Raw genomic sequence first — 15,395 nt, 5'->3', positions numbered from 1 at the left:
TGAACTTGATGTCGGTATCGCCCCAGATATTGGCGATATAGGGCACGCCGAACTCGCCCGAGAGGCGATGCGCCAGCAGACCCTCGACCGTCAACTTGTGAGCGTGAAACAGATCGGGCGCGATCCCCTTCTTCGCCAGATCGGCGCGGATGTAGTCGGCGACCGGCGCAAGCCGCGTCTCGAGCATCAGCCCCTTGGGCGGCGCGCCATAGGCGATAGCCGTGCGATCGGGCGCGAAATCGAGTGCGACGAGGTTGGTGCGCCAGTTCGCGCGGTTCAGCGAATAGACGACGTGGCGGAAGCCCGCCGTGCTGTCGACGAAGCTGATCACCCCTTGAGTCTTGGCCGACACGATCGGATCGGGGAAGTCGCAGCTGATGTGAACGATCGTCTTCATCCGAGCCTTTCGCGGCGGAAATTCCGGCCCCCGCGCGCTGGCGCGAATGCCCGACATGAGGCCTGCGGGGAGGGTCGACCAACCCCCTTGTTCCCCCTTGGTGATTGACCTATAGGCCGTGCTGCACCGCAAAAAAAGCCCCAAAGAGTTGACCATGAAAATGCTGGTAACGGGCTCTGCCGGGTTTATCGGGAGCCATCTGGTCGATGCTCTCCTGGCGCGCGGAGCAAACGTAGTCGGCACCGACAACCTGGTGCGCGGGCGGCGCGCGAATCTCTCTGCTGCACTTGCGAACGAAGGCTTCACCTTCATCGAAGCCGAGCTTGGCGATCCGGAGGCTCTCCCCGCGGCGCTCCCCGCCCTTGGCCCGTTCGACATGGTCTGGCACATGGCCGCCAATTCCGACATTGCCGCAGGCGTCGATGACGACGGCATAGACTTTCGCGACACCTTCCAGACCACCCGCACCGCGCTGGCACTGGCAAGGGCTTGCCACGCGCGCCGGTTCGTCTTCGCCTCCACCTCGGCGGTCTATGGCGAACTTGACGAGACCCTTGTCGAGACCACCGGGCCGCTGCTGCCGATATCGAACTACGGAGCGATGAAGCTGGCCGCCGAAGCGGCGATCAGCGCCGCGGCGGAGACCTTTATCGATGCCGCCTGGATCATGCGCTTTCCCAACGTGATCGGCGCGCGCGCTACCCATGGCGTAATCTACGACTTCTGCGGCAAGCTGCTCGCCGACCGCGAGGTGCTCACCGTGCTCGGCAACGGCACGCAGCAGAAGCCCTATCTGCATGTCGCCGAACTGATCGAGGCGATGCTGTTCATCGTCGACGCAACGGCGGAAACGCCGGGCCGCCACCTCTACAATATCGGCCCCGAAGACAGCGGGGTCAGCGTGGCCGACATCGCCGCTGCCGTGATCGAGCGGGCTGGCGGCCTTGCGCGCATCGCCTATACGGGCGGGGATCGTGGCTGGGTTGGCGACGTCCCTCGCTTTGCCTATTCGACGCAAAAGCTTGCCGATCTGGGCTGGAGCCCGAAACTGTCATCGCATGATGCGATGCTACGGGCGGTTGCGGAATGTTGTCAGGAACGGGGGCTTTAGTGCGGCAGGCGGTCATCCTTGCGGGGGGAATGGGGACTCGGCTCAAGGCGATAACGGGGGATCTGCCCAAGCCGCTGGCGCCGGCCGACGGCAAGCCCCTGCTCGAGCGCCAGCTTGAACTGCTCTCGCTGAGCGGCGTCACCGACGTGGTCGTGCTGTGCAGCTACCGCGCCGAGGCGATCCGCGACTTCTGCGGTGACGGCTCGCGCTGGGGCCTGGCCGTCACCTGCATCGAGGAAGAGCGCGCGCGCGGCACCGCGGGCGCGGTGCTCGATGCCCTGCCGCACCTCGCCGAGAGCTTCTTCGTGCTTTACGGCGACACGGTTCTCGACGTCGATCTGCCGACCATGGCCCGCGCGCATGAGGCCGCCCGTCCGGATGCGACGCTGCTAGTCCACCCCAATGATCACCCGGCGGATTCGGACATCGTCGAGGTCGATGCGGCTGGCACGGTGCTCGCCATCCACGGCTATCCGCATGCCCCGGGCAAGGACTTGCCCAATCTTGTCAACGCCGGGCTCTACATCCTCGAGAAGCGCGCGCTCGCCGCGCTCGATCAGACCGAGACGCTTCCCGAGAAACCCGATTTCGGCAAGCATGTGTTCGCGCGGATGCTGGATCAGGGCATGCGCCTGCTGGGCTATCGCAGCCCCGAATACATCAAGGACGCCGGCACCCCCGAAAGGCTGGAGAAGACCGGCAAGGACCTGCGCACGGGCCGGGTCGCGGCGCTGTCGCTGCGCACGCCGTCGCCCGCGGTGTTCATCGACCGGGACGGCGTGATCAACGAGGAACGAAGCTATATTGCGCACCCTGATCAGGTGGTGCTGATCGAGGGCGCGGCCGAGGCGCTGCGGCTGCTGAACCGCACCCATTTCCGCACGGTGATCATCACCAACCAGCCGGTCGTTGCGCGCGGCGAGGCGACCGAGGCCGAGTTGCAGCAGGTTCACAACCGGCTCGACACGCTACTCGGCGCGCAAGGGGCCTATGTCGATGCGCTCTATTTCTGCCCGCACCACCCCGACAAGGGCTTTGCGGGCGAGCGCGCGGAGCTCAAGATCGTCTGCGATTGCCGCAAGCCGGCGCGCGGGATGATCGACAAGGCTGCGGCCGATCTCAACATCGACGTTGCCGCATCATGGTACATCGGCGATATGACCACCGACATCGAGCTTGCCCGGCGCTGCGGGATGAGTTCGGTGCTGGTTGAAACTGGCTTCGGCGGGCGCGACGGCAAATATGACGCGCAGCCCACCTTCGTTGCGCCCAGCCTTCGCGAAGCTGTCGCATTGATACTTGATCGGGTCGCATAAACGGGCGGGCTTGTTGGCCTGCCTTCCGGTCGGGACAGTCCTCCAAGGGGCTGCCAATGTGGAGTATCTATGATCATCAGCAAAACGCCCCTGCGCCTGAGCTTCGTGGGCGGGGGCAGCGATCTGCCTTCCTATTACCGCGAAGAGGGCGGCGCGGTGCTCAGCACCTCGATCGACAAATTCGTCTACGTCACCGTCAACCAGCGGTTCGAGGAAGGCATCCGCCTTTCCTATTCGCGCACCGAGATCGTCGGCCATGCGCGCGAGATCGAGCATGCGCTGGTCAAGGCGGGGCTGGAGAAGACCGGCATCACGTCGGGCGTCGAGATCACCTCGATCGCCGACATCCCCTCGCGCGGGAGCGGCATGGGTTCGTCGAGCTCGTTCACGGTCGGGCTGCTGCATGCGCTCTACGCCTTCCGGGGCGCCTACAAGTCCAAGCTCGATCTGGGCCGCGAGGCCTGCGAGGTCGAGCTCGACATGTGCGGCGAGCCGATCGGCAAGCAGGACCAGTATGCCGCCGCCGCGGGCGGGCTCAACGTGATCGAGTTCCACCCCGATGACAGCGTCACCCTCGCCCCGATCGTCGCCCCGCCGGGCACGATCCAGCAGGTCGAGGCGGACATGGTGATGTTCTACATCGGCGGCGACCGCTCGGCATCGAAGATCCTCGAACAGCAGGCGCGCGATGTCGGGGCGAGCCTCGACAAGAAGCAGGCGCTGCGCCAGATGGTCGGCCTCGTCTACACCCTGCGCGACGAGCTGGCGAAAGGCCACGCGCAGTCGGTGGGCGAGATCCTGCACGAAAACTGGGAGCTCAAGCGCCAGCTGACCGGCGGCATCTCCAACGCCATGATCGACGAAGTCTACCGGACCGCGATGGCCAACGGCGCGACCGGTGGCAAGCTGCTCGGCGCGGGCGGCGGCGGGTTCATGGTCTTCTCCGTCCCCCAGGATCGCCAGAGCGATCTGCGCAAGGCGCTCGGGGATTTGCGTGAAGTGCCTTTCCGCTTCGACAAGAACGGCACCAGCATCGTTTTCTACCAGCCTTCCAGCCACACCGGCCATCAGGCCTAAGGAGCCCCGCACATGGACAATTTCCCCTCGCAGCAGATCGATCAGGCCGGCACCTATGCCGACGAATACTTCACCCGCCTTGCCGCAGCCAGCAAGACCATCGACCGCGACGCCGTGGAGCGCGCCGCGCGCCTGATCGCCGAGACCGCGGCGGCCGGCAAGCGCATCTACTGCTGCGGCAACGGCGGATCGGCAGCGATCTCCAACCACCTCGTGTGCGATTGCGTGAAGGGTATCCGCACGGATTCGACGCTCAAGCCGCAGGTCGTCAGCCTGTCCTCGAACATCGAGATCATCACTGCGATCGGCAATGATATCGGCTATGATCAGATTTTCCGCTTCCAGCTGGAATCGCTCGCCCATCCCGGCGATCTGCTGATCGTGATCAGTTCCTCGGGCGGATCGCCCAACATCGTCACCGCGCTCGAATGGGCGAAGGAAAACGGCGTGACCTCGATCGCCATGACGGGCTTTTCGGGGGGCAAGTCGCGCGAATTGGCCGATATCAGCCTGCACGTCGAGGCCGACAATTACGGCATCATCGAAGACCTGCACCAGTCGCTGATGCACCTGCTGGCGCAATACACGCGCCAGAAGCACATCACCGATCCGGCGCGGCTGCCCGAAATCAAGTTCTGATACCGCCTGCCCCTGCGCCGGACATCCGGTGCAGGGGCGAAGTTTTACCATAGCTGCACTTACGGGAATTTGCTTGTCTTGTGCAGTGCAGCGTGTAGCACCCCCCGCCATGCGAAGTCTGACCCATCTTGAGCGGCTCGAAGCCGAGAGCATCCACATTTTCCGCGAAGTCGTTGCCGAGGCAGAAAACCCGGTGATGCTTTATTCCGTCGGCAAGGACAGCTCAGTCATGCTGCACCTCGCGCGCAAGGCCTTCTATCCGGCCCCGCCGCCTTTCCCGATGCTGCACGTGGCAAGCGGGTGGGACTTTTCCGACCTGCTCGCGCACCGCGACAAGACCGTACGCGAATATGGCCTGAAGCTGATCATCGCCCAGAACGAAGATGCCGAGGCGCAAGGGATCAACCCCTTCGACACTGGAAGCGCGCTCTACAGCCAGGCGCAGCTGACCGATCCGTTGAAGCGCGCGCTAACCGCCCACGGTTTCGATGCAGCATTCGGCGGCGGGCGGCGTGACGAGGAGAAGGCGCGCGCCAAGGAGCGCATCTTCAGCTTCCGCAGCGCCGCCCACCGCTGGGATCCCAAGCAGCAGCGTCCGGAACTCTGGAACCTCTACAACGCGAAAAAGGCGAAGGGCGAAAGCATCCGCGTCTTCCCGATCTCGAACTGGACCGAACTCGACATCTGGCAATACATCGCGCTCGAGAACATCGACATCGTGCCGCTCTATTTCTCCAAGCCGCGCCCCACTGTGGAGCGTGACGGGATGATCCTGGTGGTGGATGACCAACGCTTCCGGCTCGAACCCGGCGAGGAGCCAGTGACCCGCTCGGTCCGCTTCCGCACGCTGGGCTGCTACCCGCTGACCGGCGCGACGGTGAGCGACGCGACCGAGATGAACCACATCATCCAGGAAATGCTGCTCGCCACCGGCTCGGAACGACAGGGCCGCGCGATCGACAAGGGCCAGTCGGCGAGCATGGAAGACAAGAAGCAGGAAGGTTACTTCTGATGGACACCCCCTCCAGCTTCCAGACCGATAGCCTCATCGCCGAGGATATCGACGCCTATCTCGATGCGCACCAGCACAAGAGCCTGCTGCGCTTCATTACCTGCGGCAGCGTGGATGATGGCAAGTCGACCCTGATCGGGCGGCTGCTCTACGATTCCAAGATGATCTTCGAGGATCAGCTCGCCGCGCTCGAAAGCGACAGCATCAAGCACGGGACACAAGGGCAGGAGATCGACTTCGCCCTGCTGGTCGATGGCCTCGCCGCCGAGCGCGAGCAGGGGATCACGATCGACGTCGCCTACCGCTTCTTTACGACGGAAAAGCGCAAGTTCATCGTCGCCGACACGCCGGGGCATGAACAATACACCCGCAACATGGTCACCGGCGCCTCGACCGCCGACCTCGCGGTGATCCTGATCGATGCGCGCAAGGGCGTGCTCCAGCAGACCCGGCGGCACTCATACCTCGTCCACCTGCTCGGCATCCGCCACGTCGTGCTGGCGGTGAACAAGATGGACCTCGTCGGCTACGACCAATCGACCTTCGAGCATATCCTTGCGGACTATCGCACCTTCGCCAAGAGCATCGGCATCGAACAGTTCACCGCGATCCCCATCTCGGGCTTCAAGGGCGACAACATAACGCAGGCGCCTTCGGCGAACACGCCCTGGTATGACGGCCCGGCACTGATCGAGCACCTAGAGAGCGTAGAAGTCGATGCGGCGGCTGCGCAAGAGCAGCCGTTCCGGCTGCCGGTGCAGTGGGTCAACCGCCCCAATCTCGACTTCCGCGGCTTTGCTGGGCAGATCGCCAGCGGCACCATTCGTCCGGGCGATCCGGTGCGGATCGTGCCGTCGGGCAAGACCAGCACTGTCAAATCGATCGTGACCTTCGAGGGCGAGCGCGATGAGGCGGTCGCGGGCCAGTCGGTCACCCTCACCCTCACCGACGAGGTCGATTGCAGCCGCGGTGATCTGATCGCGGCGGCCGGCGATCCTCCGCAGGCGTCCGACCAGTTCCGCGCCACTCTGGTGTGGATGGACGAGGAGGCGATGAAGCCCGGACGTGGTTACTGGCTCAAGCTCGGCACGCAGATGGTCACCGCGACCGTCCAGCAGCCCGAATACGAGATCGACATCAACAGCCTTGAGCATCTGGCGGCCAAGACGCTGGCGCTCAACGGCATCGGTGTCGCCGAATTCGCGACTGACCGCCCGATCGTTTTCGAGCCCTATGCCGACAACCGCCAGCTTGGCGGGTTCATCCTGATCGACAAGTTCTCCAACGCCACCGTGGCCGCCGGGATGATCGACTTCAGCCTGCGCCGCGCGGACAATGTCCACTGGCAGCCGGTCGCGATCACCCGTGAGGATCACGCGGGAATGAAGAACCAGACCCCGCGGGTGCTGTGGTTCACCGGCCTGTCGGGAAGCGGCAAGTCGACCATCGCCAACGAGGTCGAAAAGCAGCTGTTCCTGATGAACCGCCACACTTTCCTGCTGGATGGCGACAACGTGCGCCACGGGCTCAACCGTGACCTAGGCTTCACCGAGACCGATCGGATCGAGAACATTCGCCGCGTGGGCGAGGTCGCCAAGCTGATGGTGGATGCCGGGCTGATCGTGCTTACCGCCTTCATCAGCCCGTTCCGCGCCGAGCGCGAGATGGTGCGCAAGATGCTGCCGGAAGGCGAGTTCATCGAGATATTCGTCGACACCCCGCTCGATGTTGCCGAAAGACGTGACGTCAAGGGGCTCTATAAGAAGGCGCGTGCCGGCGAGCTAAAGAACTTCACCGGGATCGACAGCCCCTACGAAGCGCCCGAACGCCCGGAGATCCGCGTTAACACGGTGGACATGACGCCCGAAGAGGCGGCGCGTTACATCATCCAGCAGATCCTCCCCCTCAAGTGAGCGCCGCGATGACCGATGCCGAACTCGCCGCCCGTCTTGCCGCCGAGGCGGGGCGCCTGCTGCTGGACGTCCGGGGGAGCGGGGTGTTCGATGGAAAGGCGCTCGGCAAGGCGGGAGATGCCACCGCCAACCAGTTCCTGTGTCACGCGCTTCGGCACCTTCGCCCCGATGACGGCCTGCTTTCCGAGGAAGAGAAGGACAACCCCGCGCGCCTCGACAAGAGCCGCGTGTGGATCGTCGATCCGGTCGATGGCACGCGCGAATATGGCGAGGCGCGCGCCGACTGGGCGGTGCATGTCGCGCTCGCCATAGACGGCGTCGCTACCATTGGTGCGGTCGCGCTGCCGGGCCTCGATGGCGGCATGGTGCTGCGGACCGACCAGCCGCAGGCGCTGGCTGCAATGGCGGAACGCCCGCGCTTCCTCGTCAGCCGCACGCGGCCTGCTGCCGAGGCGCAGGCGGTTGCCGCCGCGCTCGGGGGCGAGCTGGTGCCGATGGGCAGCGCCGGCGCCAAGGCGATGGCTGTGGTTCTGGGCCATGCCGAGGTCTATCTCCATTCGGGCGGCCAGTACGAATGGGACAGCTGCGCGCCGGCCGCAGTCGCCGCCGCGCACGGGCTCCATTGTTCGCGAATCGACGGCAGCCCGCTCGTCTACAATCAGGCTGACACCTACATGCCCGACCTGCTCATCTGCCGCCCCGAATGGGCCGAGCGGGTGCTGACCGAAACGGCGAAACACCTCGCCTGACGCGACCGTCCAAGGGCGCCGCGGCGACGCTCTTGTGCATTGCAACACGCCGAGGCACTTGCTACCCGATGCCGTGTCCGGAGGGTCGCACCTTTTGGGGGATTGATCGTGAAAGTTGCCATTTTCGGACTGGGTTACGTCGGCTCGACTGCGGCGGGCTGCATCGCCAGCCAGGGCCACACGATCATCGGGGTCGACGTCAGCGAGGCCAAGGTCGCCGCCCTCAATGAAGGCCGCGCGCCGGTCTACGAACCCGGGCTCGACGATCTGCTCGCCGCCGCCCATGCCGATGGCCGGGTCGCGGCGACCACGAAACTCGCGAACGAACTCGACGATGCCGACATCGCCATCGTCTGCGTCGGCACGCCGAGCGGTGTCGATGGCGCGCACAACATGAGCTACATCGCGCAGGTCACCCGCGCGATCGCCGCCGCAGTGAAGCCCGACCGCAAGGCCCCGCTGACCCTCGCCTACCGCTCGACCATGCGCCCCGGTTCGTGCGAGAACATCATCTGGCCGATCCTCCAGAGCCACCTCGGCGATGCGGCGCAAAGCGCGGTCGAACTAGTCTACAACCCCGAATTCCTGCGCGAAGCCACCGCGATCGATGACTTTTTCCACCCCCCCAAGATCGTCATCGGCACGCTTGGCGGAAAGCCCTCGGCCAACATGGCAAAGCTCAACGCAGGGATAGAGGCGCCGGTCTTCGAAGTGGGCCTGCGAGAGGCCGAGATCACCAAGTTCGTCGACAATTCCTGGCACGCGGTGAAGGTCGCCTTCGCCAACGAAATCGGGCGGGTGTGCCAGAACCTCGGCATCTCGGCCAAGGAAGTCCACGCGATCTTCAAGAGCGACACCAAGCTCAACCTCAGTGCCTATTACACCCGGCCCGGCGGCGCCTTCGGCGGATCGTGCCTCCCCAAGGACGTGCGCGCGCTCCAGTACATCGCCGCCGATACCGGCTCGGCGACCCACCTGGTGGACGCGCTGATCCGCTCGAACGAGGCGCACAAGCACCACCAGTTCCTGCACGCCACCGCTGGCATCGAGCCGGGGGCGAAGGTGCTGCTGGTCGGCCTCGCCTTCAAGCTCGAAACTGACGATCTGCGCGAAAGCCCGGCGGTCGACATGGCGAGGAAGCTGCTGGAGGCAGGCTATGACGTCGACATCTACGACCCCAAGGTCGCGCCCGACAATCTCGTCGGCCAGAACCTCGGCTATGCCTATTCGGTGCTGCCGCGCATCGACGGGCTGATGGTGACCAAGGAGGCCGCAGAAAGCCGCGATTACGCCCGGATCATCGCCACCAACCGCCTGATCGATACCCTTGCGGTCGATCCGGCCAAGGTCGTCGACACCAGCACCATCGCCTGACGATGAACGCCCCCGCGACCCTCAACGCCGAAGAAGGCATCCCCGCGGTCATCGAGGGCGAGCCCCTCAAGGGCCGCCATGTCCTTATCGTGGTCGAGAACCTGCCCCTGCCCTTCGACCGGCGGGTGTGGCAGGAGGCGCGCACGCTGAAAGCGGCAGGCGCGCATGTCTCGATCATCTGTCCCACCGGCAAGGGCTACGAGAGCCGCTTCGAGGTGATCGAGGGGATCGACATCCACCGCCACCCGCTGCCGCTGGAAGCCAAGGGCGCGATCGGCTTCCTTGCCGAATATGGCGCGGCGCTGTTCTGGGAGACGGTGCTGGCGTGGAAGATCCACATGAAGCGCCGCATCGACGTGATCCAGGGCTGCAATCCGCCCGACCTGATCTTCCTCGTCGCGCTGCCATTCAAATTGTTTGGCGTGCGATACATCTTCGACCACCACGACATTAACCCTGAGCTCTACGAAGCCAAGTTCAACAAGCGCGGGTTCTTCTGGAAGCTGATGGTGCTGTTCGAAAAGCTGACCTTCAAGGCGGCGGATGTCTCGATTGCGACCAACCATTCCTACCGGAAAATCGCCATCGAGCGCGGCGGGATGAAGCCGGATCGCGTCCATGTGGTGCGCTCCGGCCCCGACCTCTCCAAGCTGAAGCGCGTGGCCCCTGTGGAGCGCTGGAAGAACGGCCGCGCGCACATGGTCGGCTATGTCGGGGTGATGGGCGAGCAGGAGGGCATCGACCTGCTGATCGACGCCGTCGAGCACATCGTGCGCCACATGAAGCGCGAGGACATCCAGTTCGTGCTGGTCGGCGGTGGGCCTGCATTGGCCGAACTCAAGGACCTCACCGCCAGCCGCGGCCTCGGCGACTTCATCACCTTCACCGGCCGCGCGCCAGATGCCGACCTGTTCGAGGTGCTCTCGACCATGGACCTCGGCGTCAACCCCGACCGCGTCAACGCGATGAACGACAAGTCGACCATGAACAAGATCATGGAATACATGAGCCTCGGCAAGGCGATGGTGCAGTTCGACGTCACCGAGGGGCGCTTTTCGGCGCAGGACGCCTCGCTCTATGCCGAAGCGAACAATCCGGTGGACATGGCCGAAAAGATCGTGGCGCTTGTCGATGACCCGGCCGCCCGCGAGCGCATGGGCGCCTATGGACGCGAGCGGGTGGTGAGCGAACTCAACTGGCAGCACCAGATCACGCCCCTGCTTGCCGCCTACACCCAGGCGCTGGCGAAGTAAGCCGCCCGGGGATCAGCTTGGCGCCACATGGTAAAATAGCGGCAAGCCTAACGCGATTTTAATGGCTTTGCGGCCATCACGGCTCCCGAGAACCGGGACCTTGACCGCATGAACGCTCCTTTCGATGCCACCGCCGCGCTCGGACGCAAGGCTCTGGCCCACCCCGCGCCCGACCATCAGGTCGCGGTGATCGGCCTTGGCTATATCGGCCTGCCCACCGCCGCCCTGCTCGCCTCCTATGGCTGGAGCGTGTGCGGCGTGGATGTGTCGCAGCGGGTGGTCGACACCGTCAATGCGGGCGGCGTGCATATCGAAGAGCGCGATCTCGACAAGCTGGTGCATGACGCGATCACCGCGCAGACGCTGACCGCCTCTACGCAAGTCCCCACCGCCAGCTTCTACATGATCGCTGTGCCTACCCCGCTGGGCGACAACAACACCCCCGACATCACCTATGTCGAGGCCGCCGCGCGCGCGATCGCGCCTAGGATCCTGCCCGGCGCCTGCGTCATTATCGAGAGCACCTCGCCGGTCGGCACCACCGAGCGGGTCGCCCAAATCATTGCCGAGCTGCGCCCCGATCTGGTGGTGCCGCGCGATGGCAGCGATGACGAAGCGGACATCGCGCTCGCCTATTGCCCCGAGCGCGTGCTGCCGGGGCGGATCGTAAACGAACTCGTCCACAACGACCGCGTGATCGGCGGCGTCACCCCTGCCTGCGCCGAGCGTGCGGCGGTGCTCTACACCAGCTTCGTCAAGGGCGACTGCCTCTACACCACCGCGCGCGTGGCCGAGACGGTCAAGCTGGTCGAGAACTCGTTCCGCGACGTCAACATCGCCTTTGCCAACGAACTCTCGATGATCGCCGACGTGATCGGGGTCGATGTGTGGGAGGTGATCCGCCTCGCCAACCGCCACCCGCGAGTCAACATCCTGCAACCCGGCCCCGGCGTCGGCGGGCATTGCATCGCGGTCGACCCGTGGTTCCTGGTGGCGGGCGCACCCTCGGCCGCACGCCTTGTGCGCACCGCGCGCGAGGTGAACGACCACAAGGCAGTCCACACCGAAGGCAAGATCCGCGCGCTGCTCGATGCTGCGCCGGACGGTAAGGTCGCGCTGCTCGGCCTCGCCTTCAAGCCCGACATCGACGACTTCCGCGAAAGCCCGGCGCTCGAGATCGCCGAGGCGCTGGCGCACACCCACGGGAAGCGCATCCTCGTGGTCGAGCCCTTCACCGACGAACTGCCGAAGGCTTTCGCCGGAACGGGCGCCGAACTGGTGACGCTTGACGCCGGCCTCAGGCAGGCGGAGATTGTGGTGGTGCTGGTCGATCACACCGCCTTCAAGCATCTCGGGCCCGGGCATCTCGCGGGCAAGCTCGTGTTCGACACGCGGGGCATGCTCCGGCGATGACGTCCGCCACAGGTTCGGGCGCGACGAAACCGCGCATTGTGGTGACCTTCGGCACCCGGCCCGAAGCGATCAAGATGTTCCCGGTGGTCTTCGCGCTGCGCGAGACCGGCTTGTTCGATGTGAAGGTTGTGGTCACCGCGCAGCACCGCGAACTGCTCGATTCTGTGCTGGCGCTGGCCGGGCTGGTGCCCGACGTCGATCTCGACCTGATGCAGCCCGACCAGTCGCTCGACGGTTTGGCGAGCCGCATCCTGACGCGTTTTGGTGCGGTCTTGGACGGGTTGTTGCCTGATCGTGTGCTGGTACATGGCGACACGTTGACCACAATGATGGCCTCGCTGGCGTGCTATTTCCGGCGCATTCCGGTGGGCCATGTCGAGGCGGGCCTGCGCAGCGGCGACATTTATTCGCCCTGGCCCGAGGAGGTGAACCGCAAGGTCACCGGCGTCATCACCGATCTGCACTTCGCTCCTACTGAGACGGCAGCGGCGGCTTTGCGTTCTGAAAACGTTCATGAAAATGCGATCCACGTGACCGGCAACACGGTGATCGACGCGCTGCTGTTCGCGCAAGGCCGGATCGCCGCCGACCCCTCGCTTGCCCCTGCCATCGCATCGCTCAAGGCGCGCTTCGCGGGCAAACGGATCATCGCCGTCACCGCCCACCGCCGCGAGAATTTCGGGGCCGGGATGCACGAGATTGCCAAGGGATTGCAAGCGCTTGCGGCGCGCGATGATGTCGCGATCATCTACCCGCTGCACCCCAACCCCAACGTCGGCGGAGTGATGCGTCCGGCGCTGGCGGGCTATGACAATATCGCCTTGATCGAGCCGCTCGACTACCTTGATTTCGTGGCGATGATGGCGGCGAGCGACATCGTGTTGACGGACTCCGGCGGCATCCAGGAGGAAGCGCCGAGCCTCGGCAAGCCCGTGCTGGTGATGCGCGACACGACCGAGCGGCCCGAGGGTGTGACAGCCGGAACGGCGCGACTGGTCGGAGCGGATGCGGCTGTTATCCTTGGGGAAACAGAGAGGCTGCTCGACGATCCGGAAGCCTATCGCTGGATGGCGACCGCGCACAACCCCTATGGTGACGGCACCGCCAGCCACAAGATCGCGCAGCTCGTCGGCGCGCGGCACTGACCGGTCAGGCCCGCCGCGAGACCAGCCGGATATAGAGCGCGGCGGACGCCAGCACCGTGAGTGTTGCCCCGATGTCGATGAACCAGTTGAGTTTGGTCGGGCCGTAGAGCAGCACGTCGATCTGGTGCAGCGAAACGATCCGCAGGCCGATCAGCATCACCATCATCGCCAGCGCGGCAAAGGCCGCAAACAGGGCGATGTTGCGTCGCCCCCGCAGGCCGCGCGATTGCCGGAACAGCTCCCACATGAAAAGCCCTCCCACAACCGCTATGACGGAGAAGGCGACATAGCGCTGGATGGTGCGCCGCTCGTCGTAGCCTCCCCCGGTGCGCAGTTCGGCGCGAAGGAAATCGCGCAATTGCTCCTCGAAACCGCCGATCCGGATGAGGGCGAAGGCCCCGAACGCGAAGGCGATCATGGTCCACATCCGCCGGTGTGCACCGGGCTGCCGCTGTCGGCCGGCCGTTAAAGCGGACAGGAGGCAGACCAGCAGAACGACAACATAGAGACCCGCAGCCCCCAGGCTGAAGATCGATGGGACTTGAGCGGACATCAAATCATGCTCCGGCTTGGGGATGGGTTGTGCGAAACCTCGCGACAACCCACGCAGACTGCGCCTCTTGCATCATCATTGCGCGGGGCGAAAGTAGCGTCGTGCTGCACGCGCCGCTTGCCGCGCCGGCCGCCTTATGATGTTGCACCGCAGAAATGGAGCGTCTAAGCCGTCTGGGGCTTTGAAGGAGGGACTGGTGAAGCAACGCGAGTACAAGGCTGGACTGGGCGTGGCGCTGTGCGTGGTGACGGGGTTGGCACTCTCAGGCTGTGCCTCGAGCCCCGAACCGGCCATCGGCGTCGCCGCATCGCAACCAAACGCCGATCTCGGGCAGGCTGGCTACAGCGTCAGCCGCCCGGACATTTATCTGATGCGCCCGACCGACAAGATTTCCGTCACGGTGTTCCGCGAACCTGACCTCTCGGCAGAGACGCTCCGAATCGGGGTCGAGGGCAATGTCTCGCTGCCGATGCTGGGTTCGATCCCGGCCGCCGGCATGACCGCCAAGCAGTTCGAACAGGACCTCACCCGGCGCTTCGCTGCGCTCGGCCTCAAGTCGCCGATGGTCAGCGTGAACGTCACCGAGTTCGCTTCCCACCTCGTCACGGTCGAGGGTGCGGTCGAAAAGCCGGGCGTCTACAGCTTCCAGCCGGGCGCGCGCCTGTCGACTGCCGTCGCGCTGGCCTCCGGTCCCAAGCGCAGCGCCAAGATTGACCAGGTGGCAGTGTTCCGCGAAAGCCCCGAGGGCATCATGGTGGCCAAGTTCGATTACGGACAGGTGCGCCAGGGCACGATGCTCGATCCGGTTCTCCAGCCCGGCGACCGGTTGGTGATGGGCACCGATGGCCTGTCGGTGTTCTGGGAAGACCTGATCAAGGCCCTGCCTGCGTTCGGCGTGTTTGCCGTCGCGGGGTTGAAATAAGCCGCTCCCTCTCCGGGCGCGCGGCTGGAATACATGAGTGCACGGGTTGGTCGCCAGACGGCCAGCCCGATGGCGCCCGCAGATGGATAGTGACTAGATGAACGAGCGTTCAATTATCGGAGCACCGGAACCCACTGGCGGCAGCCTGTGGGTCGATCAGTATTTGCCGGCCCCCGAACCCGTCACGACCAAAGGCCCCCGCATCGACATCGCCTGGCTGCGCGGCGCGCTGTTCCGCCAGCGCTGGCTGATCGCCGTGATCGTCGCGCTCGCGGTGATGGGGGGCGTGGCCATGACCCTGCTCACCCCGCCCACCTACGTTGCGACGTCGACGGTTCGGGTTGCCCCGTGGGGCAATACGATCATCGAGGGTCAGGACGTCGACTCGCAGATCGTGTCGGCTTCCGAGGTCGATACGCTGATGCAGACCCAGGTCGAGATCCTGCAGAGCCGCAATCTTGCCGAGCAGGTTGCACGTGAACTCGGCTTCGGCAAGCGCACCGACCTGCTGGGTGCGGAGA

15 protein-coding genes are annotated in these 15,395 nt (G+C 65.0%); 13 read left to right on the top strand and 2 right to left on the bottom strand.

The features are described from left to right. A partial coding sequence (locus NBV68_RS10600; RefSeq protein ID WP_296309660.1) for a hypothetical protein occupies positions 1-397 on the bottom strand: 397 nt, incomplete at its 3' end. Positions 398-551: 154 nt separating this feature from the next. Between NBV68_RS10600 and NBV68_RS10595 the strand changes: the two genes are divergently transcribed. The 11 genes from NBV68_RS10595 to wecB all read left to right on the top strand — a co-directional run bounded on the left by NBV68_RS10595 (position 552) and on the right by wecB (position 13,399). Next, positions 552-1,508 carry an NAD-dependent epimerase/dehydratase family protein gene (locus NBV68_RS10595; protein ID WP_296309658.1) on the top strand — a complete coding sequence of 319 codons (957 nt, stop codon included), beginning with the start codon at positions 552-554 and terminating at the stop codon, positions 1,506-1,508. Beyond that, on the top strand, positions 1,484-2,824 hold the full coding sequence (locus tag NBV68_RS10590; protein WP_296309655.1) for an HAD-IIIA family hydrolase: 1,341 nt from the start codon (positions 1,484-1,486) through the stop codon (positions 2,822-2,824). Before NBV68_RS10595 ends, NBV68_RS10590 begins: the two co-directional genes overlap by 25 nt. A 69-nt stretch (positions 2,825-2,893) precedes the next feature. Further along, complete coding sequence (locus NBV68_RS10585) at positions 2,894-3,901, top strand: hypothetical protein (RefSeq protein WP_296309654.1); 1,008 nt, start codon at positions 2,894-2,896, stop codon at positions 3,899-3,901. A gap of 12 nt (positions 3,902-3,913) precedes the next feature. Then, the gene (locus NBV68_RS10580) at positions 3,914-4,540 is read left to right on the top strand and encodes an SIS domain-containing protein (protein ID WP_296309652.1); all 627 of its coding nucleotides are present in this window, start codon (positions 3,914-3,916) and stop codon (positions 4,538-4,540) included. 85 nt (positions 4,541-4,625) lie between these two features. Continuing rightward, positions 4,626-5,552 carry a sulfate adenylyltransferase subunit CysD gene (gene cysD / locus NBV68_RS10575; RefSeq protein ID WP_296309649.1) on the top strand — a complete coding sequence of 309 codons (927 nt, stop codon included), beginning with the start codon at positions 4,626-4,628 and terminating at the stop codon, positions 5,550-5,552. Beyond that, complete coding sequence (gene cysN, locus NBV68_RS10570; RefSeq protein ID WP_296309647.1) at positions 5,552-7,465, top strand: sulfate adenylyltransferase subunit CysN; 1,914 nt, start codon at positions 5,552-5,554, stop codon at positions 7,463-7,465. The genes cysD and cysN overlap by 1 nt, the downstream gene beginning before the upstream one ends. An 8-nt stretch (positions 7,466-7,473) precedes the next feature. Further along, complete coding sequence (locus NBV68_RS10565) at positions 7,474-8,214, top strand: 3'(2'),5'-bisphosphate nucleotidase CysQ (protein ID WP_296309646.1); 741 nt, start codon at positions 7,474-7,476, stop codon at positions 8,212-8,214. A gap of 108 nt (positions 8,215-8,322) precedes the next feature. After that, positions 8,323-9,588, top strand: coding sequence for a nucleotide sugar dehydrogenase (locus tag NBV68_RS10560; RefSeq protein WP_296309644.1), 1,266 nt, complete (start codon positions 8,323-8,325; stop codon positions 9,586-9,588). Between the two features lie 2 nt (positions 9,589-9,590). Further along, the gene (locus tag NBV68_RS10555; RefSeq protein WP_296309642.1) at positions 9,591-10,841 is read left to right on the top strand and encodes a glycosyltransferase family 4 protein; all 1,251 of its coding nucleotides are present in this window, start codon (positions 9,591-9,593) and stop codon (positions 10,839-10,841) included. Between the two features lie 108 nt (positions 10,842-10,949). After that, complete coding sequence (gene wecC, locus NBV68_RS10550) at positions 10,950-12,254, top strand: UDP-N-acetyl-D-mannosamine dehydrogenase (RefSeq protein ID WP_296309639.1); 1,305 nt, start codon at positions 10,950-10,952, stop codon at positions 12,252-12,254. Beyond that, complete coding sequence (gene wecB, locus NBV68_RS10545; protein ID WP_296309636.1) at positions 12,251-13,399, top strand: UDP-N-acetylglucosamine 2-epimerase (non-hydrolyzing); 1,149 nt, start codon at positions 12,251-12,253, stop codon at positions 13,397-13,399. Before wecC ends, wecB begins: the two co-directional genes overlap by 4 nt. Positions 13,400-13,403: 4 nt before the next feature. On the opposite strand, the gene NBV68_RS10540 is transcribed toward wecB, so the two are convergent. Then, positions 13,404-13,817 (bottom strand): hypothetical protein, encoded by a 414-nt coding sequence (locus tag NBV68_RS10540; RefSeq protein ID WP_296309634.1) that lies wholly within the window; start codon positions 13,815-13,817, stop codon positions 13,404-13,406. A gap of 331 nt (positions 13,818-14,148) precedes the next feature. Here NBV68_RS10540 and NBV68_RS10535 point away from each other — a divergent pair, with 331 nt between their 5' ends. Both NBV68_RS10535 and NBV68_RS10530 read left to right on the top strand, forming a co-directional pair. After that, entirely contained in the window at positions 14,149-14,874 is a 726-nt protein-coding gene (locus NBV68_RS10535) for a polysaccharide biosynthesis/export family protein (protein WP_296309631.1), read from the top strand. A 97-nt stretch (positions 14,875-14,971) separates the two neighbouring features. Continuing rightward, positions 14,972-15,395 (top strand): Wzz/FepE/Etk N-terminal domain-containing protein (locus NBV68_RS10530; protein ID WP_296309628.1); only part of this gene is annotated, 424 nt, incomplete at its 3' end.

This window comes from Erythrobacter sp., from assembly GCF_023653175.1.
In the GTDB taxonomy this organism is placed as follows: domain Bacteria; phylum Pseudomonadota; class Alphaproteobacteria; order Sphingomonadales; family Sphingomonadaceae; genus Erythrobacter.
Note: the sequence above shows the minus strand (reverse complement) of the source record. Positions and strands in the feature narration are given on the sequence as shown.

Excerpts from the sequence above, each read along its gene's own strand:
- NBV68_RS10595 (WP_296309658.1), top strand. The coding sequence starts at position 552 with ATGAAAATGCTGGTAACGGGCTCTGCCGGGTTTATCGGGAGCCATCTG.
- NBV68_RS10590 (WP_296309655.1), top strand. The coding sequence starts at position 1,484 with ATGTTGTCAGGAACGGGGGCTTTAGTGCGGCAGGCGGTCATCCTTGCG.
- NBV68_RS10585 (WP_296309654.1), top strand. The coding sequence starts at position 2,894 with ATGATCATCAGCAAAACGCCCCTGCGCCTGAGCTTCGTGGGCGGGGGC.
- NBV68_RS10580 (WP_296309652.1), top strand. The coding sequence starts at position 3,914 with ATGGACAATTTCCCCTCGCAGCAGATCGATCAGGCCGGCACCTATGCC.
- cysN (WP_296309647.1), top strand. The coding sequence starts at position 5,552 with ATGGACACCCCCTCCAGCTTCCAGACCGATAGCCTCATCGCCGAGGAT.
- NBV68_RS10565 (WP_296309646.1), top strand. The coding sequence starts at position 7,474 with ATGACCGATGCCGAACTCGCCGCCCGTCTTGCCGCCGAGGCGGGGCGC.
- NBV68_RS10555 (WP_296309642.1), top strand. The coding sequence starts at position 9,591 with ATGAACGCCCCCGCGACCCTCAACGCCGAAGAAGGCATCCCCGCGGTC.
- wecC (WP_296309639.1), top strand. The coding sequence starts at position 10,950 with ATGAACGCTCCTTTCGATGCCACCGCCGCGCTCGGACGCAAGGCTCTG.
- wecB (WP_296309636.1), top strand. The coding sequence starts at position 12,251 with ATGACGTCCGCCACAGGTTCGGGCGCGACGAAACCGCGCATTGTGGTG.
- NBV68_RS10540 (WP_296309634.1), bottom strand. The coding sequence starts at position 13,817 with ATGATCGCCTTCGCGTTCGGGGCCTTCGCCCTCATCCGGATCGGCGGT.